The 22,030-nt window shown below is 54.2% G+C and carries 23 protein-coding genes, 2 tRNA genes and 1 pseudogene; 16 read left to right on the forward strand and 10 right to left on the reverse strand.

The window, feature by feature from the left end:
- Positions 1 to 63 precede the first annotated feature (63 nt).
- Positions 64 to 1,185 carry an anhydro-N-acetylmuramic acid kinase gene (anmK, locus tag OGY07_RS20905; RefSeq protein ID WP_042282790.1) on the reverse strand — a complete coding sequence of 374 codons (1,122 nt, stop codon included), beginning with the start codon at positions 1,183 to 1,185 and terminating at the stop codon, positions 64 to 66.
- 269 nt (positions 1,186 to 1,454) lie between these two features.
- Between anmK and slyB the strand changes: the two genes are divergently transcribed.
- Positions 1,455 to 1,922: an outer membrane lipoprotein SlyB gene (slyB, locus tag OGY07_RS20910; RefSeq protein ID WP_042282788.1), complete on the forward strand. Its 468-nt coding sequence runs from the start codon at positions 1,455 to 1,457 to the stop codon at positions 1,920 to 1,922.
- A 42-nt stretch (positions 1,923 to 1,964) separates the two neighbouring features.
- Here the strand turns inward: slyB and slyA are convergent, their stop codons facing one another.
- Positions 1,965 to 2,405, reverse strand: a complete 441-nt coding sequence (gene slyA, locus OGY07_RS20915; protein WP_082636795.1) for a transcriptional regulator SlyA — start codon at positions 2,403 to 2,405, stop codon at positions 1,965 to 1,967.
- A 194-nt stretch (positions 2,406 to 2,599) separates the two neighbouring features.
- Here slyA and OGY07_RS20920 point away from each other — a divergent pair, with 194 nt between their 5' ends.
- From OGY07_RS20920 to OGY07_RS20930, 3 genes and pseudogenes are all read left to right on the forward strand, one after another.
- Positions 2,600 to 2,836 carry a DUF1656 domain-containing protein gene (locus tag OGY07_RS20920; protein WP_120714876.1) on the forward strand — a complete coding sequence of 79 codons (237 nt, stop codon included), beginning with the start codon at positions 2,600 to 2,602 and terminating at the stop codon, positions 2,834 to 2,836.
- Between the two features lie 2 nt (positions 2,837 to 2,838).
- Positions 2,839 to 3,696, forward strand: coding sequence for an efflux RND transporter periplasmic adaptor subunit (locus OGY07_RS20925; RefSeq protein WP_286602931.1), 858 nt, complete (start codon positions 2,839 to 2,841; stop codon positions 3,694 to 3,696).
- A pseudogene (locus OGY07_RS20930) lies at positions 3,697 to 5,770 on the forward strand (FUSC family protein).
- Here the strand turns inward: OGY07_RS20930 and sodC are convergent.
- The 3 genes from sodC to OGY07_RS20945 all read right to left on the reverse strand — a co-directional run bounded on the left by sodC (position 5,713) and on the right by OGY07_RS20945 (position 7,499).
- A complete protein-coding gene (gene sodC / locus OGY07_RS20935; protein ID WP_042282781.1) occupies positions 5,713 to 6,234 on the reverse strand; it encodes a superoxide dismutase [Cu-Zn] SodC in 522 nt (173 codons plus the stop codon). The pseudogene OGY07_RS20930 and the gene sodC overlap by 58 nt on opposite strands.
- Before the next feature lie 79 nt (positions 6,235 to 6,313).
- Positions 6,314 to 7,210, reverse strand: a complete 897-nt coding sequence (locus OGY07_RS20940; RefSeq protein WP_181821389.1) for an aldo/keto reductase — start codon at positions 7,208 to 7,210, stop codon at positions 6,314 to 6,316.
- Positions 7,211 to 7,259: 49 nt separating this feature from the next.
- A complete protein-coding gene (locus tag OGY07_RS20945; protein WP_042282778.1) occupies positions 7,260 to 7,499 on the reverse strand; it encodes a DUF1289 domain-containing protein in 240 nt (79 codons plus the stop codon).
- Positions 7,500 to 7,601: 102 nt separating this feature from the next.
- Between OGY07_RS20945 and OGY07_RS20950 the strand changes: the two genes are divergently transcribed.
- The 4 genes from OGY07_RS20950 (at position 7,602) to rnt (ending at position 10,609) form a co-directional block, all read left to right on the forward strand.
- The gene (locus OGY07_RS20950; RefSeq protein WP_286602935.1) at positions 7,602 to 8,201 is read left to right on the forward strand and encodes a TetR/AcrR family transcriptional regulator; all 600 of its coding nucleotides are present in this window, start codon (positions 7,602 to 7,604) and stop codon (positions 8,199 to 8,201) included.
- 58 nt (positions 8,202 to 8,259) lie between these two features.
- Positions 8,260 to 9,357: an alkene reductase gene (locus OGY07_RS20955; protein WP_042282773.1), complete on the forward strand. Its 1,098-nt coding sequence runs from the start codon at positions 8,260 to 8,262 to the stop codon at positions 9,355 to 9,357.
- A gap of 97 nt (positions 9,358 to 9,454) precedes the next feature.
- Positions 9,455 to 9,862, forward strand: coding sequence for a lactoylglutathione lyase (gene gloA, locus OGY07_RS20960; RefSeq protein ID WP_042282771.1), 408 nt, complete (start codon positions 9,455 to 9,457; stop codon positions 9,860 to 9,862).
- 102 nt (positions 9,863 to 9,964) lie between these two features.
- Positions 9,965 to 10,609 carry a ribonuclease T gene (gene rnt / locus OGY07_RS20965; protein ID WP_042282769.1) on the forward strand — a complete coding sequence of 215 codons (645 nt, stop codon included), beginning with the start codon at positions 9,965 to 9,967 and terminating at the stop codon, positions 10,607 to 10,609.
- A gap of 106 nt (positions 10,610 to 10,715) precedes the next feature.
- Here the strand turns inward: rnt and grxD are convergent, their stop codons facing one another.
- The gene (gene grxD, locus OGY07_RS20970; protein ID WP_042282768.1) at positions 10,716 to 11,063 is read right to left on the reverse strand and encodes a monothiol glutaredoxin 4; all 348 of its coding nucleotides are present in this window, start codon (positions 11,061 to 11,063) and stop codon (positions 10,716 to 10,718) included.
- Positions 11,064 to 11,397: 334 nt separating this feature from the next.
- On the opposite strand from grxD, the gene OGY07_RS20975 reads away from it, so the two are divergent.
- Positions 11,398 to 12,228, forward strand: a complete 831-nt coding sequence (locus OGY07_RS20975; protein ID WP_199957323.1) for a C40 family peptidase — start codon at positions 11,398 to 11,400, stop codon at positions 12,226 to 12,228.
- A 125-nt stretch (positions 12,229 to 12,353) separates the two neighbouring features.
- On the forward strand, positions 12,354 to 12,935 hold the full coding sequence (gene sodB, locus OGY07_RS20980) for a superoxide dismutase [Fe] (protein WP_286602942.1): 582 nt from the start codon (positions 12,354 to 12,356) through the stop codon (positions 12,933 to 12,935).
- Positions 12,936 to 12,989: 54 nt separating this feature from the next.
- On the opposite strand, the gene OGY07_RS20985 is transcribed toward sodB, so the two are convergent.
- Entirely contained in the window at positions 12,990 to 14,156 is a 1,167-nt protein-coding gene (locus tag OGY07_RS20985; RefSeq protein WP_042282763.1) for an MFS transporter, read from the reverse strand.
- A gap of 168 nt (positions 14,157 to 14,324) precedes the next feature.
- Positions 14,325 to 14,414 (reverse strand): cytochrome bd-I oxidase subunit CydH, encoded by a 90-nt coding sequence (gene cydH, locus OGY07_RS20990; protein ID WP_086512609.1) that lies wholly within the window; start codon positions 14,412 to 14,414, stop codon positions 14,325 to 14,327.
- A 294-nt stretch (positions 14,415 to 14,708) separates the two neighbouring features.
- Here cydH and purR point away from each other — a divergent pair, with 294 nt between their 5' ends.
- Complete coding sequence (purR, locus tag OGY07_RS20995; RefSeq protein WP_042282761.1) at positions 14,709 to 15,734, forward strand: HTH-type transcriptional repressor PurR; 1,026 nt, start codon at positions 14,709 to 14,711, stop codon at positions 15,732 to 15,734.
- On the opposite strand, the gene punR is transcribed toward purR, so the two are convergent.
- Positions 15,731 to 16,663 carry a DNA-binding transcriptional activator PunR gene (punR, locus tag OGY07_RS21000; protein WP_042282759.1) on the reverse strand — a complete coding sequence of 311 codons (933 nt, stop codon included), beginning with the start codon at positions 16,661 to 16,663 and terminating at the stop codon, positions 15,731 to 15,733. The two genes, purR and punR, sit on opposite strands and share 4 nt — an antisense overlap.
- 123 nt (positions 16,664 to 16,786) lie before the next feature.
- Here punR and punC point away from each other — a divergent pair, with 123 nt between their 5' ends.
- Together punC and cfa are read left to right on the forward strand one after the other, a co-directional pair.
- The gene (gene punC / locus OGY07_RS21005; protein ID WP_286603420.1) at positions 16,787 to 17,992 is read left to right on the forward strand and encodes a purine nucleoside transporter PunC; all 1,206 of its coding nucleotides are present in this window, start codon (positions 16,787 to 16,789) and stop codon (positions 17,990 to 17,992) included.
- Between the two features lie 290 nt (positions 17,993 to 18,282).
- On the forward strand, positions 18,283 to 19,431 hold the full coding sequence (gene cfa / locus OGY07_RS21010) for a cyclopropane fatty acyl phospholipid synthase (RefSeq protein WP_060569696.1): 1,149 nt from the start codon (positions 18,283 to 18,285) through the stop codon (positions 19,429 to 19,431).
- A gap of 37 nt (positions 19,432 to 19,468) precedes the next feature.
- Here cfa and OGY07_RS21015 read toward each other — a convergent pair whose 3' ends face one another.
- Complete coding sequence (locus tag OGY07_RS21015) at positions 19,469 to 20,110, reverse strand: riboflavin synthase (RefSeq protein ID WP_042284678.1); 642 nt, start codon at positions 20,108 to 20,110, stop codon at positions 19,469 to 19,471.
- A 216-nt stretch (positions 20,111 to 20,326) separates the two neighbouring features.
- Between OGY07_RS21015 and mdtK the strand changes: the two genes are divergently transcribed.
- From mdtK to OGY07_RS21030, 3 genes are all read left to right on the forward strand, one after another.
- The gene (mdtK, locus tag OGY07_RS21020; protein WP_199957325.1) at positions 20,327 to 21,700 is read left to right on the forward strand and encodes an MdtK family multidrug efflux MATE transporter; all 1,374 of its coding nucleotides are present in this window, start codon (positions 20,327 to 20,329) and stop codon (positions 21,698 to 21,700) included.
- 151 nt (positions 21,701 to 21,851) lie between these two features.
- Positions 21,852 to 21,928: transfer RNA gene (locus OGY07_RS21025), tRNA-Val, on the forward strand.
- Positions 21,929 to 21,942: 14 nt separating this feature from the next.
- A tRNA-Val gene (locus OGY07_RS21030) sits at positions 21,943 to 22,019 on the forward strand.
- The last annotated feature ends 11 nt before the right edge of the window (positions 22,020 to 22,030 follow it).

Genomic DNA, 22,030 nt, shown 5'->3' on the forward strand with positions numbered 1-22,030 from the left:
GAGGGTGAAAATACCCTCCCTAATGTTCCGATTGTAACGTCAGACGCCGCCAGAAAAATTCAGTTAACTCTGAGTTCGCGGGTTAGCCGGAAAAATCCCGCCCAGCACACTCGCTTCGCGCGCGCCGGTCACCGACGGTAAATTACCCGGCAGTCCGGCTACCGTTCGCCACGCCAGCCAGGCGAAAGCCAACGCTTCCATATCATCACCGCTGACGCCCGCGGTATCGGTGGTGGTCACTTCCGTTCCCGGCAGTAACGCAGCCAACCTCGCCATCAGCAGCGGGTTGCGGCTTCCTCCGCCACACACCATCAGACGGTCGCAACCCCCGTTCAGCAACACTTGTTCAGAAATTGTCACCGCGGTCAGCTCGGTAAGCGTCGCCTGTACGTCCTGCGCTTTCACGCCGGGAAAGGCCGCCAGTTGACGTTCTATCCAGCCATAGTTGAAATACTCCCGCCCGGTACTTTTCGGCGCAGGAAGCGCGAACCACGGATCGCTGAGCATCGCCTGCAGCAGAGGAATGATTACCGTTCCGCCGCGCGCCCATTCAGCATCTTTATCATATGGCTTCGCACACTGCCGCCAGATCCAGGCATCCATCAGCATATTGCCGGGCCCGGTGTCATGCCCGCGCACCGGCTGATCCGGTATCAACAGCGAGAGATTGGCGATTCCGCCGATATTGAGCACCATTCGCCGCTCCGTCGGATGCGCCAGCAGCGCCTGATGAAAAGCAGGGACCAGCGGCGCGCCCTGTCCGCCCAGCGCGATATCCCGACGGCGAAAATCGCCCACCACCGTAATACCGGTGCGCGCCACAATCTGGTTGTTATCGCCTATCTGCATCGTATGCGGGAATGCGCCCGTCGGCTCATGCCATACCGTCTGCCCGTGACAGCCAATCGCCACAATGTCCTGAGGGCGAAGCTTTTCCTGAGCAAGCAGTCCGTTAACCGCGTCAGCGAAGAGTTGGCCAAGTTGCACATCAAGCTGGCCTAACCGGGAAAGGGTCAGGGGCTGTCCCTGGCAAATGTCGAGAATCGCGTGTTTAAGCGCGACGGGCATCGGCCAGCTCACGCTCGCCTGTTGCGCCACCATTGTGTCATCTATCGTCGCCAGTACCACGTCAACACCATCGAGGCTGGTGCCTGACATCACGCCAATATAGCGGCCCGATTTCATACCTGTTCCTTATTAAGCCTGACTTTGCGTCACACTCCATCATAAACCCGCGGGCAATGCTACGCTTCATTAACGTTTTGTTCCGAAATTCCGTATAGCGTCCTTTTTAATAAACTGACTGAATAGTTCGTTTAAAGTTGGTTAACGAGCCTGTTATTATGATTTCTGTTTAGTCTGGACAGAATATGTGACCTCAAACGCACAAATGCCATATAATTGAACCATGGGAGATGCCTGGATGGCGTTTCATGGTGAACAGGAGATTTTAAATGATTAAACGTGTGCTGATCGTTTCACTGGCTGGCCTGTCCTTAGTGGGCTGTGCTAACACCGATAGCCTTTCAGGTGATGTGTATACCGCTTCGGAAGCAAAACAAGTGCAGAACGTCACTTACGGTACCATCGTAAACGTTCGTCCGGTTCAGATTCAGGCGGGTAACGATGAAAACGTGATCGGTGCGATCGGGGGTGCGGTTCTCGGTGGTTTCCTGGGTAACACCGTTGGCGGTGGTACGGGCCGTTCACTGGCTACCGCAGCAGGCGCAGTCGCCGGCGGCGTCGCAGGCCAGAGCGTTCAGGGTGCGATGAATAAAACCCAGGGCGTGGAACTGGAAATCCGTAAGGATGATGGAAATACCATCATGGTCGTACAGAAACAGGGTAACACCCGTTTCTCTGCGGGTCAGCGCGTGGTGCTGGCAAGCAACGGTCGTCAGGTTACCGTCTCTCCGCGCTAAACGAATTACGTGTGGTCAGGGCTGGCCACACGTCTCCCCACCTCAGTCTCGCGACTGTAACTCGATAATATTGCGCTCAAGTCGGGCGATGAGTTTAATCAGCAGATCAATTTCCTGCGTTGAAATCCCTTCCAGAATTTCACCACGCGTTTTGTTGATGACCGCTTCCATGTCGGCAATCAGCGGTTCAGCCTTTTCAGTCAGCTTGATACGTTTTGCCCGACGATCGCTGGCGCACGTCTGTCGTGAAATCAGGCCTTTTTCTTCGAGCTGATCCAGCGTACGTACCAGTGATGGCTGTTCAATGCCGATCGCTTTTGCCAATTGAATCTGTGATTGATCGGGCGGCAATTGGTGAATATTATGCAGCGTTACCCAGTGTGTCTGCGTCAATTCCAGAGGCTTAAGACGGTGGTCTATCAAAGCACGCCAAATGCGCACCAACCGTGCCAGATCAGAACCTAATGGCGATTCCAATTTCATCTCCTTATAATTAGCTTGCTAAGATATTATACTGATTTTAGAATAGTGTGCAGCATTTGCATTCCTAAAACAAATGTATTGCTGCATTTGCTTACGTGTTGACATATTTTTCAGACATTACGCGAAAAAAGCGCGTTCTGAGGTTTTTTTTGCTAAACCTGTAGTAACGCGACCTGACGCAAAGGATTTTTGCTGTGACCATCGCACTTAATGCAACGGGAATGCCCTTACAAGACATGGTGATTGGCGCATCCATTTATTTCCCTCCCCTTTTCAAAGCCTTTGCGCTGGGCTTTATCCTGTGGCTGTTCATTCATCGCCTTCTGCGCGACCGCCTCTATTCCGGCGAATACTGGCATCCTTTGTTGCTGGATCTCTCTCTTTTTGCCCTGTGCGTCTGCGCTGGCCTGTTATTGTTGGTGGTGTTCTGATTATGTCACTTAAAACGTTAAAATATTTTTCGACGATCGTCATCGCCACTGCCGCGGTGCTCGCCGGTTGGTGGATGTGGAATTATTACATGCAGTCTCCCTGGACGCGTGACGGTAAAGTCAGAGCCGAACAGGTCAGCGTTACCCCGCAGGTATCCGGGGCGATAGTCGACCTGAAAGTGAAAGATAACCAGTTTGTTCACGCCGGCGACCTGCTGTTCAGCATCGACAAAACACCTTTTCATATCGCAGAGCTCAATGCGCAAGCTCAACTGGCAAAAGCACAGTCCGATCTGGCTAAAGCCAATAACGAAGCCAACCGCCGTCGCCATTTAACCCGTAACGTAATCTCCGCCGAGGAGCTTGACACGGCTAACCTGAATGTCAAAGCCATGCAAGCAAGCGTTGGCGTCGCCCAGGCAACGCTGAAACAGGCCCAGTGGCAGCTCAGTCAGACGGAAGTACGCGCCCCGGTTTCCGGCTGGATCACCAACCTTTCCACCCGAACGGGGGATTTCGCCGCCACCGGACAGCCGCTGTTTGCGCTGGTCGACAGCCACTCTTTTTACGTGATGGGGTATTTTGAAGAGACCAAATTACGCCACATTCGTCCTGGCGCGCCTGCGCAAATAACGCTTTATAGCGGCAACGTAAAGTTACAGGGTCACGTTTCCAGTATCGGTCGCGCCATTTACGACCAGAGCGTGGAAAGTGATTCAGGTCTGGTGCCAGACATTAAACCCAATGTGCCCTGGGTTCGGCTGGCGCAGCGAGTGCCAGTGCGGATTGAATTTAACGCATTGCCGAAAGACCTGACGTTTGTCTCTGGCACCACCTGCAGTGTGGCGATTGGGCAGTAAATGACGTTCCCTCGTCTCTCACTGCGCAATACGCCATGGCTGAAAGCCACCGCCGGACAATGGCGCTATGCGCTGCGTAACACCCTTGCCATGTGCCTGGCGCTGACCTTTGCCTATTACCTGAATCTCGATGAACCCTACTGGGCGATGACCTCCGCTGCGGTTGTCAGCTTCCCGACCGTGGGCGGCGTGATCAGTAAAAGCCTGGGCCGTATCGCGGGGAGCCTGCTTGGCGCTACCGCAGCGCTGATTCTCGCCGGACACACCCTTAATGAACCGTGGCTTTTTCTGCTTAGCATGGCGGCGTGGATCGGCTTTTGTACCTGGGCCTGCGCGTATTTCAGCAATAATGTCGCTTACGCCTTTCAACTGGCGGGTTACACGGCGGCGATTATCGCCTTTCCAATGGTAAACATTGTCGAAATAACCCAACTGTGGGATATCGCCCAGGCGCGAGTCTGCGAAGTGATTGTCGGGATTTTATGCGGCGGCATGATGATGATGATCCTGCCCAGTACCTCAGACGGCACCGCCCTGTTGACGGCGCTGAAGAAGATGCATGCGCGCCTGCTGGAACATGCGAGTTTGCTGTGGCAACCGGACACAACCGATGCCATTCGCGCCGCTCACGAAGGGGTGATCGGGCAAATACTGACGATGAACTTATTGCGTATCCAGGCGTTCTGGAGCCATTACCGCTTTCGTCGACAGAACGCGCTGCTTAATGCCCTGCTGCACCAGCAACTGCGTCTCACCAGCGTCATCTCCAGCCTGCGAAGAATGTTGCTGAACTGGCCCAATCCGCCCGCCAATAGCCGGGAGATTATTGAGGCGCTACTGCTCGCCCTGGCCCGACCGCAAACTGACAGCTATACCGTCGCCAGGATCCTTGCCCCGCTTGCACCGCCAGATAGATCAGATTTTCGTCACGTCGCCTTCTGGCAGCGGCTGCGCTATTTTTGCCGTCTTTATCTGCAAAGCAGCCGCCAGCTACGGCTTCTGGAAACAGACACGCTACAGGCGCACATCAGCATCCCGCGGGTCCCTGCCCTTGCGCGCCATACTGACAGCGCGGAGGCAATCTGGAGCGGCCTGCGCACCTTCGCTACGCTAATGGCTATCGGCGCGTGGAGTATCGGCGCGCAGTGGGAATCGGGCTCGGGGGCGCTCACGCTGGCCGCCATCAGTTGTGTGCTCTATTCGGTAGTGGCGACACCGTTTAAATCGCTGTCGCTACTGATGCGTACGCTGGTGTTACTGTCGTTGTTCAGCTTTGTGGTGAAGTTTGGTTTGATGGTTCAGATCAGCGATCTCTGGCAATTTTTGCTGTTCCTGTTTCCGCTACTCGTCACCATGCAACTGTTCAAACTGCAAATGCCAAAGCTGGCGGGCCTGTGGGGACAACTGATTGTGTTTATGGGCTCATTTATCGCGGTGACGAACCCGCCCGTTTATGACTTTGCCGATTTTCTTAACGATAATACGGCCAAAATTGTTGGCGTCGCCCTGTCATGGCTGGCATTCGCCATTCTGCGTCCCGGTTCTGATGCGCGTAAAAGCCGGCGGCATATCCGCGCGCTGCGTCGCGATTTTGTCGATCAGTTAAGCCGTCGCCCCTCACTCAGCGAACATGAGTTTGAGTCGCTGACTTATCACCACGTCAGCCAGTTAAGCAACAGCCAGGACGCGCTGGCGAGGCGCTGGCTTCTGCGATGGGGAGTGGTGTTACTGAACTGTTCACACGTTGTCTGGCAACTGCGCGCCTGGGAATCGCGCTCCGATCCGCTGTCGCGGGTGAGAGATATCTGTATCGCTTTGTTGCGTGACGTGATGAGCGAGCGCGGCGTACAACAGCGGCCGCTGGCGGCGTCCCTGGCGGAACTGCTGCGCATCTGCGAAACGCTTTCGCGTCACCCGCAGCCTGCCGCGCAGGAACTGGCCGCTCTTCTCTGGCGGCTACACTGCTCGCTGTCACAACTCGAGCAGGCGCCGCCAGAAGGAACGCTGACAACCTGATTATTTGATGACACCACAGGCAAACCGTGCCCCGCCGCCGCCCAATGGTTTTGGCTGATCGGACATATTATCGCCGCCAACGTGGATCATCAGCGCCTTATCTTTGATTTCATCGAGGGATTTCAGGCGTGATGCGGTCACAGGAATAACGGCTTTCCCTTCGTTGTTGACCACCAGTACGGGCAAGTCGCCTAAATGCCCTTCACCGTCTGGCCCGGCGTGCTTGCCGGTTTGGTGGGGGTCGAAGTGCCCGCCCGCGGCTTCTGCGGCCGATGCTTTACCGTCTTTCATCGCCGGTTCGCAACTGCCATTCGCGTGGATGTGAAAACCATGCTCGCCCGGCGGCAACGCTTTCAGATCCGGCGTAAACTCCAGCCCTTTATCGGTTTCATTAATGGTCACCTCACCGATGGATTGCCCAATACCTTGTGCGGTGACCAGATTCATTTCCACTTTCTCACTGGCGGCCTGCGCCCCGGTACAGGCTAACAGGGTTAACACGGCCAAACTTAATCGTTTCATAGGACCTCCGTTTTGTGTGCATTTGGCTTAAGTGTAAACCAGAGACGCAATTTTGAACGGAAAATCCAATATTTAGCGATTACGGCACGTCATACCCGAGCGCGGCTTTACGAATACGGAACCATTGCTGACGGCTCATGTTCAGCGACGCCGATCCCACGGCGGCCCTGACGCGCTCAATTTTGCCGGAACCGATAATTGGCAACGGCTGCGATGGCAAACGAAGCACCCAGGCGTACACGACCTGCTCAATCGTCTCTGCGTTTAGCTCCTCCGCCACTACCGCCAGCTCATTACGTAGCGGCTGAAACGCATCGTCGTTAAATAAACGACCGCCGCCGAGGCACGACCATGCCATCGGACGAATACGCAGTTGCTGAAGTTGATCGAGCGTGCCATCCAGCAGCAGCGGCTGATGCACCGGAGAAATCTCCACCTGATTCGTTGCCAGCGTGAACGGTAAACGGGACTGCAGCAGCGTAAACTGCGCGGGAGTAAAGTTTGACACGCCAAAGTGACGTACTTTTCCGCTCTGGTGCAGATGCTGGAAGGCTTCTGCCACCTCGTCGGCGTCCATCAGCGGATCGGGACGATGAATCAGCAGCAGATCCAGACGATCGGTGGCCAGATTGACCAGCGACTGCTCGGCACTCTTCACGATATGGTCACGATCGGTGATGTAGTGGCCGAGGGCGTTTTCTGCCCGCGCGGTGGTGGCGATACCGCATTTTGTGACAATCTCCATTTGCTCGCGCAGATGCGGCGCCAGCTTCAGCGCGTCACCAAAGGCCGCCTCGCACTGGTAGCCGCCATAAATATCCGCGTGGTCGACGGTGGTGATACCCAGTTCCAGGTGCTGCTCGATAAAGCTTACTCGCTCCTGGGGGGACATGTTCCAGTCCATCAGTCGCCAGTAGCCCATCACAAAGCGGGAAAAGGTCGGGCCTTGCGGCGCAATTGTCGTACGCTGAACCATAACTGCTTCCTCGTGAAATAAAGTGTTCCGAGTATATACAATTCGTCGGTTAAAAGAGTGAAGGCTGTTGCGGTTCTTCAGGCTCTGCGGGTTTGTTTGCGCGCAATTTACGCAGCAGGCGCTGGCGGCACAGCCTCAGCACGTCCTGCTTCTGGGCGTCACTCATTTTCTGCCAGTTGAAGCGTTCGTCACGGCTGCGAAAACAGCCGCGACAAAATCCCCTCTCGTCGGACTGACAGATGCCGCGACACGGACTCTGGACGGGAAAAAATTCTAACTGCTCTGCCACATCCCCTCCTCATCTTTCGCCTGTACACACTATTGAAGACGGAAACCTGCTATCTGGCAACCCGGCTTGCATTAGACCGACTGGTCTATTACACTCTGCCCTATGAACAAGCATACTGAATGCGATACCCGCGAACACTTACTGGCCACCGGCGAGCGTCTGTGCATGCAGCGCGGATTTACCGGGATGGGCCTTAGCGAACTGTTGAAGACCGCCGAAGTGCCAAAGGGCTCGTTTTACCACTATTTTCGCTCCAAGGAAGCTTTTGGCGTCGCGATGCTGGAGCGCCATTTTGCCGCTTATCATCAGCGATTAACGGAGCACTTTACTTCGGGCGCCGGAAATTACCGTGACCGCATTCTGGCTTACTATCAGGAAACGCTGAATCAGTTTCGTCAGCAGGGGACCATCAGTGGTTGTCTGACGGTCAAACTGTCCGCTGAGGTGTGCGATCTGTCTGAAGACATGCGTTCCGCGATGGACAAAGGCGCGAGCAATATTATCGCCATTCTTGCCCAGGCGCTGGAAAAGGGTCGCGAAAGCCATTGTCTGACATTTCCCGGCGAACCGTTACAACAGGCGCAAATCCTTTACGCGCTCTGGTTGGGCGCGAATTTACAGGCCAAGATTTCGCGCAGCGCCATGCCGCTCGAAAACGCGCTGGCGCATGTGCGACGTATCATCACAACGCCTGAGGGTTAACAGGCGTTTTTATTTACTCAATCACTAGACGACCGGTCTATTCAACACTGGAGCCATTATGTCCTCTGAAAAACTGTTTACCCCACTGAAGGTGGGTGCGATCACCGCAGCTAACCGTGTATTCATGGCCCCGCTGACGCGTCTGCGCAGCATTGAGCCTGGCGACATCCCGACTCCGTTAATGGCAGAATATTACCGCCAGCGCGCCAGCGCCGGTCTCATCATCAGCGAAGCGACGCAAATTTCCGCCCAGGCGAAAGGCTATGCGGGCGCGCCGGGTCTGCACAGCGACGAGCAGATTGCCGCGTGGAAAAAAATTACTGCCGGCGTTCATGCAGAAAACGGGCATATTGCCGTACAGCTGTGGCACACCGGGCGTATTTCCCATGCCAGCCTGCAACCTGGAGGGCAACCGCCGGTTTCCGCTTCCGCGCTCAGCGCCGGGACGCGCACCTCTCTACGTGACGAAAACGGCAATGCGATCCGCGTTGACACCTCCATGCCGCGCGCGCTGGAAACCCATGAAATCCCGGGTATCGTGAATGATTTCCGCCAGGCCATCGCCAATGCCCGCGAAGCCGGTTTCGATCTCGTTGAGTTGCACTCCGCCCACGGATATCTGCTGCATCAATTCCTTTCACCTTCGTCTAACCACCGTACCGACCAGTACGGCGGCAGCGTTGAAAATCGCGCGCGTCTGGTTCTTGAGGTAGTGGATGCGGGGATTCAGGAATGGGGCGCTGACCGTATTGGTATTCGCATCTCCCCTATCGGTACCTTCCAGAACGTGGACAATGGCCCCAACGAAGAAGCAGATGCGCTGTATCTGATCGAAGAACTGGGTAAACGTGGCATCGCTTATCTGCATATGTCCGAGCCGGACTGGGCAGGCGGCGCGTCTTATACTGAAGCCTTCCGCGAAAAAGTACGCGCGCGTTTCCAGGGTCCCATCGTTGGCGCTGGCGCATACACCCGTGAAAAAGCGGAAACCCTCATTGAAAAAGGCCTGATCGACGCGGTTGCGTTCGGTCGCGATTACATTGCCAACCCGGATCTGGTCACCCGACTGCAACGTAAAGCCGAGCTAAACCCGCAGCGCAGCGAGAGTTTCTACGGTGGCGGCGCGGAAGGTTATACCGATTACCCGACGCTGTGATCCCGCCTGCGGCATTCCTCCATTGATAGCGGCGCGAAAACGCCGCTATACTAAAACAACATTTTGAATGTATTGACCATTTTTAAGGGGATAAACAATGCGTTTACTTCATACCATGCTGCGCGTCGGCGATTTGCAGCGTTCTATCGACTTTTACACTAACGTTTTAGGCATGAAACTGCTGCGTACCAGCGAAAACCCGGAGTACAAATATTCTCTGGCATTTGTCGGCTACGGTGAAGAGAGTGACGAAGCGGTGATCGAACTGACGTATAACTGGGGTGTCGATCGCTATGAACTGGGGACCGCCTATGGTCACATTGCGCTGAGCGTTGATAACGCAGCGGAAGCCTGCGAGCGGATTCGCCAGAACGGCGGTAATGTCACGCGCGAAGCGGGTCCGGTAAAAGGCGGCACCACCGTGATTGCGTTTGTTGAAGATCCGGACGGTTACAAAATCGAACTGATCGAAGAAAAAGACGCCGGTCGCGGTCTGGGTAATTAATCCCTTCCGGGCGCGGCTTCTCTGCGCCCGCAGTTTTACTGCAATGAACGCCTTTTTTTGGCATACTACGCGCTGCATTTTTTCTGTATTTAAGAGACCCCGATGTCCGATAACGCTCAACTTACCGGTCTGTGCGACCGTTTTCGCGGTTTTTACCCTGTCGTCATTGATGTTGAAACGGCCGGGTTTAATGCCAGAACCGATGCGCTGCTTGAAATTGCCGCCATCACGTTGAAAATGGATGAACAGGGCTGGCTGATGCCGGACACTACGCTGCATTTCCATGTCGAACCGTTCGAAGGCGCGAATTTGCAGCCCGAAGCGCTGGCGTTTAACGGCATCGACCCCAGCAACCCGCTGCGTGGCGCGGTGAGTGAATATGACGCCCTGCACGCCATTTTTAAAATGGTGCGGAAAGGAATTAAAGACAGCGGCTGTAACCGCGCGATCATGGTGGCGCATAACGCTACGTTCGATCACAGCTTTATGATGGCGGCGGCCGAGCGCGCCTCGCTGAAGCGCAACCCTTTTCATCCGTTTGTCACTTTCGACACTGCCGCCCTCAGCGGACTGGCGCTAGGCCAAACGGTTCTGTCGAAAGCCTGTCTGGCGGCAGGTATGGAGTTTGACGGCACGCAGGCTCATTCGGCGCTTTACGACACGGAACGTACGGCAGTGCTGTTTTGTGAAATCGTCAACCGCTGGAAACGACTGGGCGGCTGGCCGCTGGCCATGCCCGAGGCTTAACGCCGTACGTAAAAAAGCGACCTTTCGGTCGCTTTTTAAGTGAGTGCCGGATGGCCGCGCGTTGGCGACTTCTCCAGCCTGTCACCTCAATCCCGCAGGCGTCACCTTACTCGGTATCTGATTCTTCAGACTTGTACTTCGCCGCGGTCTCTTTGATAAGTTGCTGCAATTCGCCACGCTGATACATTTCGATCAGGATGTCGCAGCCGCCAACCAGTTCGCCATCAACCCACAACTGCGGGAAGGTTGGCCAGTTAGCATACTTCGGCAGTTCGGCGCGGATGTCCGGGTTCTGCAAAATATCGACATAAGCAAAACGCTCACCACAGGCAGAAAGCGCCTGCACAGCCTGGGCAGAGAACCCGCAGCTTGGCAGTTTTGGCGAACCTTTCATATACAGCAGGATTGGGTTTTCAGCGATCTGGCGCTGAATTTTTTCGATAGTGGTGCTCATTGTCTTGCTTCCTTAACTTCTTTTACGGCAGTCGTCTGACATTGTAGCGGCTCAGGCCGACATCGGAAAATAACATTTTCATTACGCTTTACTATTTTATCGTCTGAAGCCTTAAGTTGCATTGCAAATCACTGTTCAGGCCGCCCTTTTCAGCCAATTGTCTATTGAATAAGCAAATTTACCTTTGGTTGCTGCTTTTTTTGGCACTTATGCGCGGAACACTTTTTTTAACAATAAAAGCTATTAACTTTCTCCAATTCTATAGATTAGAATCATCAGGTTTTGTAAATCACATGCAGGCATGATTGCGCCTGCCTTAACCGAGGAATGCTCAGTGGCGCGGATTAACCGACTCTCCATCACGCTCTGTGCTTTACTGTTTACAACGATTTCCTTTATGTCCGTGGCCCAGGCTTCCCGGCAGGCCAGGACAACGTCTGATATTTCTCATAGCAAGAAAACCGCAGACAAGAAAAAAAGCACCGCAACAGCGAAAAAGACCACGAAAAATTCCCAACGCACCGCAAAAAAAACAACCGCTAAAAACGCAGTGAAAACGGCATCGGCCAGCAAAAAACGTGTAACCCCCTCCAGCAAAACCTCCCGAACGACCAGTCGCCGCACAAAATCTGGCGTTTCGAAGACAGCCGTCGTGAGCTGGACGGAAAAATGCACGCCACGCAAAGGCCGCAAGCCACACTGCGTGAAGGTGAAAAGCGCAGCGGCCAGCACCCTTGCGGACGCGCATAAGTTAAAAGTCCAAAAAGCCACCAGTACAGCAATGAATAAACTGATGAGCCAGATTGGTAAACCCTACCGCTGGGGCGGTACATCGCCGCGTACTGGCTTCGACTGTAGCGGTCTGGTCTATTACGCCTATAAGGATTTGGTTAAATTCCGCATACCCCGCACGGCAAACGAGATGTATCACCTGCGTGATGCGGCGCCGATCGAACGGGGTGAGCTGAAAAATGGCGATCTGGTGTTCTTCCGTACCCAGGGTCGCGGCACAGCCGATCACGTTGGCGTCTACGTCGGTAACGGCAAATTTATTCAGTCGCCACGCAGCGGTCAGGAAATCCAAATCACCTCTCTCAGCGAAGACTACTGGCAGCGCCATTATGTCGGCGCCCGCCGGGTGATGACGCCGAAAACCATTCGCTAAAACTTTACCCTGTTGTTACACAACAGGGTAAGTTCTTCTTTTGCCACACCTTTCAATTTGCTACCCTATCCTTACGTACAATAAGGTTATTGTGCGAATCAATATTAATAATAAGGAGAGAAGCAATGTCGTTCGAATTACCTGCATTACCGTATGCCAAAGATGCGCTTGCGCCGCATATTTCCGCTGAAACGCTGGAATACCACTATGGCAAACACCATCAGACCTATGTGACAAACCTGAATAACCTGATCAAAGGCACCGCATTTGAAGGCAAATCGCTGGAAGAGATTGTGCGGAGCTCTGAGGGGGGCGTGTTTAACAACGCCGCTCAGGTCTGGAACCATACCTTCTACTGGAATTGCCTGGCGCCGAATGCCGGTGGGGAACCCACGGGTGAACTGGCTGACGCTATCGCCGCCGCGTTTGGCAGCTTCGCCGACTTCAAGGCCCAGTTTACCGATGCCGCGACCAAGAACTTCGGCTCCGGCTGGACCTGGCTGGTTAAAGACAAAGACGGCAAGCTGGCTATCGTGTCCACGTCTAACGCGGGGACGCCGCTCACCACAGACGCCACGCCGTTAATGACCGTCGACGTATGGGAACACGCCTATTACATTGACTATCGTAACGCGCGTCCGGGTTATCTGGAAAACTTCTGGGCGCTGGTTAACTGGGCGTTTGTGGCGAAAAACTTTGTCGCATAACTGAAAAATGCCCGACAGCACATTCGTGCGTCGGGCATTAAAGAGTTTGCCGTTTTAGCTGGCGACGCACTCTGTCTGCGGCTGTTTTCTGGCGGAAATAAACACCAGCAGTAGCGCCAGCCCCGCCACGATCGCCCCCATAACCGGAACAAATGCGTAGCCCAGACCGCCGGAAATGACCGCCCCGCCCGCGGCAGCGCCCAGCGCATTACCCAGGTTGAAAGCGCCAATATTCACTGACGAAGAAAGGCCCGGCGCCTCGTGCGCCACACGCATCACCCGCATTTGCAGTGGAGGTACCACCGCGAAGGTCGCCGCTCCCCAGACCACCATAGCGATCGCTGCCCCCAGAGCATTTTGCGCCAGAAAGGGGATCGCCAGCATAATCACCATCAGAAGCAACAGAAAACCTTTCAGGGTGCCATTCACCGAACGGTCAGCCAGTTTTCCGCCAAAATAATTACCGATGGAAAACCCAACGCCAATCAGCACCAGCATACCGGTGACAAACGCTGGCGAGGCATGCGTAATGCTGTGCAATACGGGCGCGATGTAGGTATACAGCGTAAACATCGCCCCAGCCCCCAGAACAGTGGTTAATAACGCCGTCAACACCTGCGGACGCATCAGCACCGCCAGCTCCTTTTTTACCTCCGGACGCGTTCCAGCGCTGCCCTTCGGCAAGGAGAAGAACAGGCTCGCCATCGCGATAACGCCCAGCCCGGCGGTCGCCATAAACGACATTCGCCAGCCGATAGTTTCACCGAGCCAGGTGGCAGCCGGAACACCGCCGATGTTGGCGATCGTCAGTCCCATAAACATTGTTGCCACCGCGCTTGCTTGCTTATGCTTTGGCACCACGCTTGCCGCCACGACGGAGCCCAGCCCAAAAAAGGCGCCATGGTTCAGACTGGTCAGAACGCGAGAGAGCATCAGGGTGGTGTAATCAGGAGAGATAGCGGAAAGCACATTGCCCACGGTGAAAATGGCCATCAGAAAGATCAGCGCATTGCGACGTCCGCGATGTGAAAGCAGTAGCGTCATTAACGGCGCGCCGACCATCACCCCAATGGCATAAGCGCTGATCAGCATTCCTGCGGCGGGAATCGTCACATCAACGCCGCGAGCGATGACCGGCAATAATCCCATGGGAGAAAATTCAGTGGTGCCGATCCCGAACGCGCCTATGGCCAACGCCAGTAAAGGGTAATTTATTTTCATACGGTAATGACTCCGCCTGTTCGCGCTTAAACGCGGTGGACAAGAAAAGCCAAAAGCATGACATCAATCACAAAAAAAGAGAAGTTAACAAATTTACAAAAGACTTTTGCATTTTTGATAACAATTGGCAAAGGGAATGTGAGGGAGCGACACTCCCTCAGCGGTAAATCAGTGCAGTGCTGCGGTTAAACCACCTGCCACGATCAGAGCCAGAACAATAAACGTGGTCACTAATGAAAATTTCAGATCGGTGCTCATCAACTTTTCTCCTTTTTATTCCCACACAAAAAGTGATATAGCGCATTTTTACACACTTGAAAGCAAAAATCTCCCACGATTTAGGGTGATATCTGTTTTTAACACTTCCCCTTTTCGTTAAGATCAGCCAAAATTCGACGCTTACTTGTTTAGCGTACCGGCCATTGACCCCTTCCTGACGTTCCGTGTCGTTTTCCCGGCGTGCCGCAACCCTGATGTTGCGATCAGGGTGTGTAAAGGCAAACGTTTACTTAGCGTATTTTACTGTTCAGGTTGGGTCTGGAGTGAGATGTAATGGCAACAATTAAAGATGTAGCGAAACGAGCAAACGTTTCCACTACAACCGTATCACACGTTATTAACAAAACGCGTTTTGTTGCAGAAGAAACGCGTAACGCGGTGTGGGCGGCAATCAAAGAATTGCACTATTCCCCCAGCGCCGTCGCCCGAAGCCTGAAGGTCAACCATACCAAGTCCATCGGCCTGTTGGCGACCAGCAGCGAAGCCGCCTACTTTGCAGAAATTATAGAAGCCGTTGAAAAAAACTGTTTCCAGAAGGGTTATACCCTCATCCTCGGCAACGCGTGGAATAACCTGGAAAAACAGCGCGCCTATCTGTCAATGATGGCGCAAAAACGCGTGGATGGCCTGTTGGTCATGTGTTCTGAATATCCGGAACCTCTGCTTTCTATGCTCGAAGAATACCGTCACATTCCCATGGTAGTGATGGACTGGGGCGAAGCCAAAGCCGATTTCACGGACACGGTGATCGATAACGCCTTTGAAGGCGGCTATATGGCAGGCCGATACCTGGTGGAGCGCGGACATCGTGAAATCGGCGTGATTCCCGGTCCGTTGGAGCGGAACACCGGCGCAGGCCGTCTGGCTGGCTTTATGAAAGCGATGGAAGAAGCGCTGATCAACGTGCCGGAAAACTGGATTGTGCAGGGCGATTTTGAGCCGGAGTCCGGCTACCGCGCAATGCAGCAAATCCTGTCGCAGTCACACCGTCCGACAGCGGTATTCTGCGGCGGCGACATCATGGCGATGGGCGCGCTCTGTGCTGCCGATGAAATGGGTCTGCGCGTCCCGCAGGATGTCTCGCTGATCGGTTATGACAACGTGCGAAACGCGCGCTTCTTTACGCCAGCGTTAACCACTATTCATCAGCCGAAGGATTCTCTGGGTGAAACGGCGTTTAATATGCTGTTAGACCGTATCGTCAATAAGCGCGAGGAATCTCAGTCGATCGAAGTCCACCCGCGACTGATTGAACGTCGCTCTGTTGCGGACGGCCCGTTCCGCGACTACCGCCGTTAAGTCGCGCCTGCGGGAGTCTCATCAGGCTCCCGCAGCCACTCTCTGTTCAGTGTTTCACTGTCTCCCAGATACTCCAGCAGCCACGCCAGCGCCGGCGAGGTATCGTTTTGTTGCCAGGTAAGACAGCAGGCGGCATCCGGGAAAGGATTTTCCAGCTCCAGCGCAACCCACTGCCCCGTGTTAAGACGAGGTTTTGCAAAATGCGTCGGCACCATGCCAATACACAATCCAGCACTGATACAGGTTGCGGAAGAGTCCCAGTCCGGCACGACCATACGGCGTTGATTATCCAGTAACCATGTGACGCGTTTGGGCAGGTTTCGGGAGGTATCCTCCAGCACCAGCGACGGCCAGTTTCGCAGCGTGTCGTCGCTCAACGGCCCCATTATGCTCGCCAGCGGATGGGAACGCGCCACCACGCAACTCCAGCTCAACATTCCCATATCGCGAAAGGCATAGCGACCGCCCACCGGAATAGCGCGCGTCGCGCCAATGGCCAACTCCACCCGACCATCGGACAACGCGTCCCAGACGCCGTTGAAAACTTCCTGAAAAACCAGCAGCTCTACATCATCAAAATGACGGTAAAAGTCGACGACCATCTGGCGGGTCCGTTCCGGACGCACGATATTATCCACCGCAACAGGCAACTGCCCGCGCCAGCCATTGGCGATTTGCTGACACTGTTGCCGGGTGTCCTGCATTTTTTTGATAACAGAACGCCCTTCTTTTAAAAACCAGGCCCCGGCGGGCGTCAGTACCACGTCACGGTGGCGGCGTTCAAACAATGGGACCGCCAACCACTCTTCCAGTTGCCGTACCGTGTAGCTGACCGCAGAAGGCACCCGGTGCAATTCCTGAGCCGCTGAACTGAAGCTGCCGTTACGCGCAACGGCGTCGACGACTTCCAGCGCATATTCTGACCACATAATCTGCCTGCAAAATTTTTGAATGCAATAACCAAATATTACCGTTTCACAAGGAGAAAGACACTCCCTACACTCTGCGCGAAGATTATTCATTAAAATAAGAGAACAACTATGCAAGCAGCGATGCAACCTGGAAAAGGGTTTTTAGTCTGGCTGGCGGGACTGAGCGTACTGGGCTTTCTGGCCACCGACATGTATCTCCCCGCTTTCGCCGCCATTCAATCCGACCTGCAAACGCCCGCATCGGCGGTCAGCGCCAGCCTCAGCCTGTTTTTAGCGGGTTTTGCCGTTGCGCAACTGCTGTGGGGACCGCTTTCAGACCGCTATGGACGCAAACCGATCCTGCTGTCAGGTTTAGCCATTTTTGCCCTCGGCAGCCTGGGGATGCTGTGGGTAGAAAGCGCCGCCGCACTGCTGGTTTTACGCTTTGTGCAGGCGGTAGGCGTCTGCGCCGCAACGGTGATCTGGCAGGCGCTGGTAACGGACTATTATCCTTCGCAGAAAATTAACCGCATTTTTGCGACCATAATGCCGTTAGTGGGCCTTTCCCCTGCGCTGGCGCCCTTGCTAGGTAGTTGGATCCTGACCCATTTTTCCTGGCAGGCGATTTTCGCCACCCTGTTCGCGATTACCCTGGTGTTGATGCTACCCGCTCTGCGTCTGAAACCGACTCAAAACGCCCGTAAGGATGGCCAGGATAAGCTGACGTTCGCGACGCTGCTGCGTACCCGGGCTTATCGTGGCAATGTGCTGATCTACGCGGCCTGCTCTGCCAGCTTCTTTGCCTGGCTCACCGGTTCGCCGTTTATCCTGAGCGAAATGGGCTATAGTCCGGCGGTCATTGGCCTGAGCTATGTGCCGCAGACCATCGCATTTCTGGTTGGCGGTTATGGGTGTCGCGCAGCGCTGCAAAAATGGCAGGGGCAGCAGCTTCTTCCCTGGCTGCTGGTCCTCTACGCGCTAAGCGTTATCGCCACCTGGGGCGTGGGTTTTCTGAATCACGTCTCGCTGACGGAAGTGCTGATCCCCTTCTGCGTCATGGCGATTGCGAACGGCGCGATCTACCCGATAGTCGTGGCCCAGGCGTTACGTCCGTTTCCCCAGGCGACGGGGCGCGCTGCGGCATTGCAGAATACGCTTCAGTTGGGATTATGCTTCCTGGCAAGTCTGGTGGTTTCGTGGTTAATCAGCACCCCACTTCTCACCACCACCAGCGTTATGCTGGCCACCGTGGTGCTGGCGGCATTGGGTTACAAAATGCAGGCGCAGGCGGCTGTTGTGGAACGTCAGCAGGACAATACGGAGATGGCCCACGGCGAATCCCATTGATAACGCTAATATATTTTATTCGTTAGGAAGCTAACAATTTTTGGTTGTATCATCGGTTTTTGAGGCCTATACTAAATTTCGGTTGTTAAAAATACGATAATAATTATGTGTTAACGGGAACCGGAGCGTTCCCGCTTCACCATGGATGGCCTTTTCGGCAAGGGTTTCTCCCTTCCTCTGTTCTACGTCGGATTATAGACTCGCGGAATATTTCCGTGAGATTTCTCACAAAGCCAAAAAGCGTCTACGCTGTTTTAAGGTTCTGATCACCGACCAGTGATGGAGAAGCTATGAGTTCATCGTGTATAGAAGAAGTTAACGTACCGGATGACGACTGGTACCGTATCACCAACGAATTATTAAGCCGCGCAGGCATAGCCATCAACGGTCCAGCCCCCGCTGATATCCGCGTCAATAACCCCCGTTTTTTTAAACGCGTATTACAGCAGGGCTCGCTCGGTTTGGGCGAAAGCTATATGGATGGCTGGTGGGAATGCGATCGTCTGGACATGTTTTTTAGCAAAGTCCTTCGCGCCGGACTGGAAAATCAACTCCCTCATCATTTCAAAGATACTCTCCGCATCGCTGGCGCTCGCCTGTTTAATTTACAAAGCAAAAAACGCGCCTGGATTGTCGGCAAAGAGCACTACGATCTGGGTAATGATCTGTTTAGTCGAATGCTCGATCCGTATATGCAATATTCCTGCGGATACTGGAAAGAGGCCGGAACGCTTGAGGCGGCACAACAAGCCAAACTCCAACTGATTTGTGAAAAGCTGCAATTACGCCCCGGCATGCGCGTGCTGGATATCGGCTGCGGTTGGGGCGGTCTGGCGCAATATATGGCGACCCACTTCGGCGTCAGCGTGGTCGGCGTGACGATTTCCGCTGAGCAGCAAAAAATGGCGCAGGCGCGCTGTACCGGACTCGATGTCACCATCCTGCTTGAGGACTATCGTGATTTACGCGATCAGTTTGACCGCATTGTCTCGGTTGGGATGTTTGAACACGTCGGCCCGAAAAATTACAACACCTATTTCGAGGTGGTGGATCGGAATTTAAAGCCGGACGGCATTTTTCTGCTGCATACCATCGGTTCGAAAAAAACCGACAATAACGTCGACCCGTGGATCAATAAGTATATTTTCCCGAACGGTTGTCTGCCTTCGGTTCGCCAGATCGCGAACGCCAGTGAGTCGCGCTTTGTGATGGAAGACTGGCATAACTTTGGCGCGGACTATGACACAACCCTCATGGCATGGTATGAGCGATTCCTCGCGGCATGGCCTGATATTGCCGATAACTACAGCGAGCGCTTCAAACGGATGTTCAGCTATTATCTGAATGCCTGTGCGGGCGCGTTCCGCGCGCGGGATATTCAGCTGTGGCAGGTCGTGTTCTCACGCGGCGTAGAAAACGGTTTGCGGGTGGCCCGTTAAGTACCAAGCCCCTGTTCTGATACAGGGGCTTTACGGGTTACGCTTCGCTTGTCGACCGGACTGTCGCCGCTTCCCGCGCCGCCAGTACCCGTTCTACCGTATCAACCACCGCCTGGGTTTGCGGGTCAATTTCGATATTCACCCGCGCGCCCAACTTTTTCTTGCCAAGCGTTGTGCGCTCAATCGTTTCCGGAATCAGGTGAACGCAAAAGCGCGTCGCGGTCACTTCGCCTACCGTCAGACTGATCCCGTCAATGCCAATAAATCCTTTGTAGAGGATATATTTCATTAAGGTCGGATCCTGAACTTTAAACCAAATCTGGCGATTATTTTCTGAGGTCAAAATCTTAGAAACCTCTGCCGTGGTCATGATATGACCCGACATCAAATGACCGCCAATTTCATCGCTGAATTTCGCCGCACGTTCAACGTTTACCCGATCCCCCGCTTTCAGCTCGCCAAGATTGGTAATACGCAACGTCTCTTTCATCAGATCAAAACTGATGTGGCTGCCGTTAATGTCGGTCACGGTCAGACAACAGCCGTTATGCGCGACCGACGCGCCCGTCTCCAGCCCGTCCAGCATGTATTCAGGTAATTCCACGACATGGGTGCGAAAGTTTGGTTTTTCATCAACAGACACCACTCTGGCGGTGCCTTGCACAATACCCGTAAACATAACTGCAACTCCCAAATTCAGTTCAATCATTTCTGCCTGCCACAATAGCAGTTGGAAAATCAGGTTGCCAGCGAAGCGCCCCCCGCGCCTGTTTTTTCACTGGAGAAATATCCATTCCTCGCTACAATAGACTGAAATTTCCCCGCATCTTCTTCTTGCTGCCCTTGCTGGCGGCTTTTTTAGTCTCTCTTATAACAACAAAATATAGGTGTTAACGTGCAGAAGTATATTAGCGAAGCGCGTCAGTTATTGGCTCTGGCAATACCGGTGATTCTTGCGCAAATCGCCCAAACCGCAATGGGTTTTGTGGATACCGTCATGGCGGGAGGCTACAGCGCTACCGACATGGCGGCAGTGGCGATTGGTACCTCCATCTGGTTGCCGGCCATTTTATTTGGACATGGACTGCTGCTGGCGCTAACGCCGGTTATCGCGCAGCTTAACGGCTCAGGTCGACGCGAGCGCATCGCCCATCAGGTCCGTCAGGGTTTCTGGCTGGCAGGCTTTGTCTCGGTTGTCATTATGATTGTGCTGTGGAACGCCGGATACATTATCCGTGCCATGCATAACATCGATCCTGCGCTGGCGGATAAAGCCGTCGGCTATCTCCGCGCGCTGCTGTGGGGCGCACCGGGGTATCTGTTCTTTCAGGTGGCGCGTAACCAGTGCGAAGGTCTGGCAAAAACCAAACCGGGGATGGTGATGGGATTTATCGGCCTGTTGGTCAACATTCCGGTGAACTATGTGTTTATTTATGGCCATTTCGGGATGCCAGAACTGGGCGGCGTCGGTTGTGGCGTGGCGACAGCGGCCGTTTATTGGGTGATGTTTGTCGCCATGATTTCGTGGGTTAAACACGCTCGCTCCATGCGTGACATTCGGAACGCCGAACGCTTCAGTAAGCCCGATGGCGTAGTGATGAAACGCCTGGTACAACTAGGATTGCCTATCGCGTTGGCCTTATTTTTCGAAGTGACGTTGTTTGCGGTCGTGGCGCTGCTGGTGTCCCCCCTGGGCATTGTCGACGTGGCAGGCCATCAGATTGCGCTCAACTTCAGTTCGCTGATGTTCGTGCTACCGATGTCGCTTGCGGCAGCGGTTACCATTCGTGTGGGCTATCGTCTGGGGCAAGGTTCGACACTGGATGCGCAAACCGCGGCGCGTACCGGGATCGGTGTGGGCGTTTGCATGGCCTGCATCACCGCCATTTTCACCGTATCGCTGCGTGAGCAGATCGCCCTGCTGTATAACGATAATCCTGAGGTGGTGACACTGGCTGCCCAACTGATGCTGCTGGCGGCAATCTACCAGATTTCTGACTCTATTCAGGTGATCGGCAGCGGCATCCTGCGTGGTTACAAAGACACGCGTTCGATTTTTTATATCACGTTTGTCGCTTACTGGGTTCTGGGTCTACCCAGCGGTTACATCCTTGCGCTGACCGATCTGGTGGTGGACCGTATGGGTCCTGCGGGATTCTGGATGGGCTTTATTATCGGTCTGACGTCAGCCGCCATTATGATGATGTTGCGTATGCGCTTCCTGCAGCGTCAGCCCTCGACGGTTATTCTTCAGCGCGCTGCGCGTTAAATCTGCAATAGCCGCCTTCTGGCGGCTATTCTCTCGTCACTTTGCGCACTTCCTCCGCAATCGAGCGAAAACCGAAAGAAAATAACCCTTTCCCTCTTGCCTCATTCCATCTCTGCCGCTAATATTCGTCCCCGTTGTCACCTACAACGTTGCGTTCATAGCTCAGTTGGTTAGAGCACCACCTTGACATGGTGGGGGTCGTTGGTTCGAGTCCAATTGAACGCACCATCTTTCTGTACAGTGCGTCCGTAGCTCAGTTGGTTAGAGCACCACCTTGACATGGTGGGGGTCGGTGGTTCGAGTCCACTCGGACGCACCATTCAGCTATCT

Origin of the sequence: Citrobacter sp. Cs237 (assembly GCF_030332325.1) — a bacterium.
Lineage (GTDB): Bacteria > Pseudomonadota > Gammaproteobacteria > Enterobacterales > Enterobacteriaceae > Citrobacter_A > Citrobacter_A sedlakii.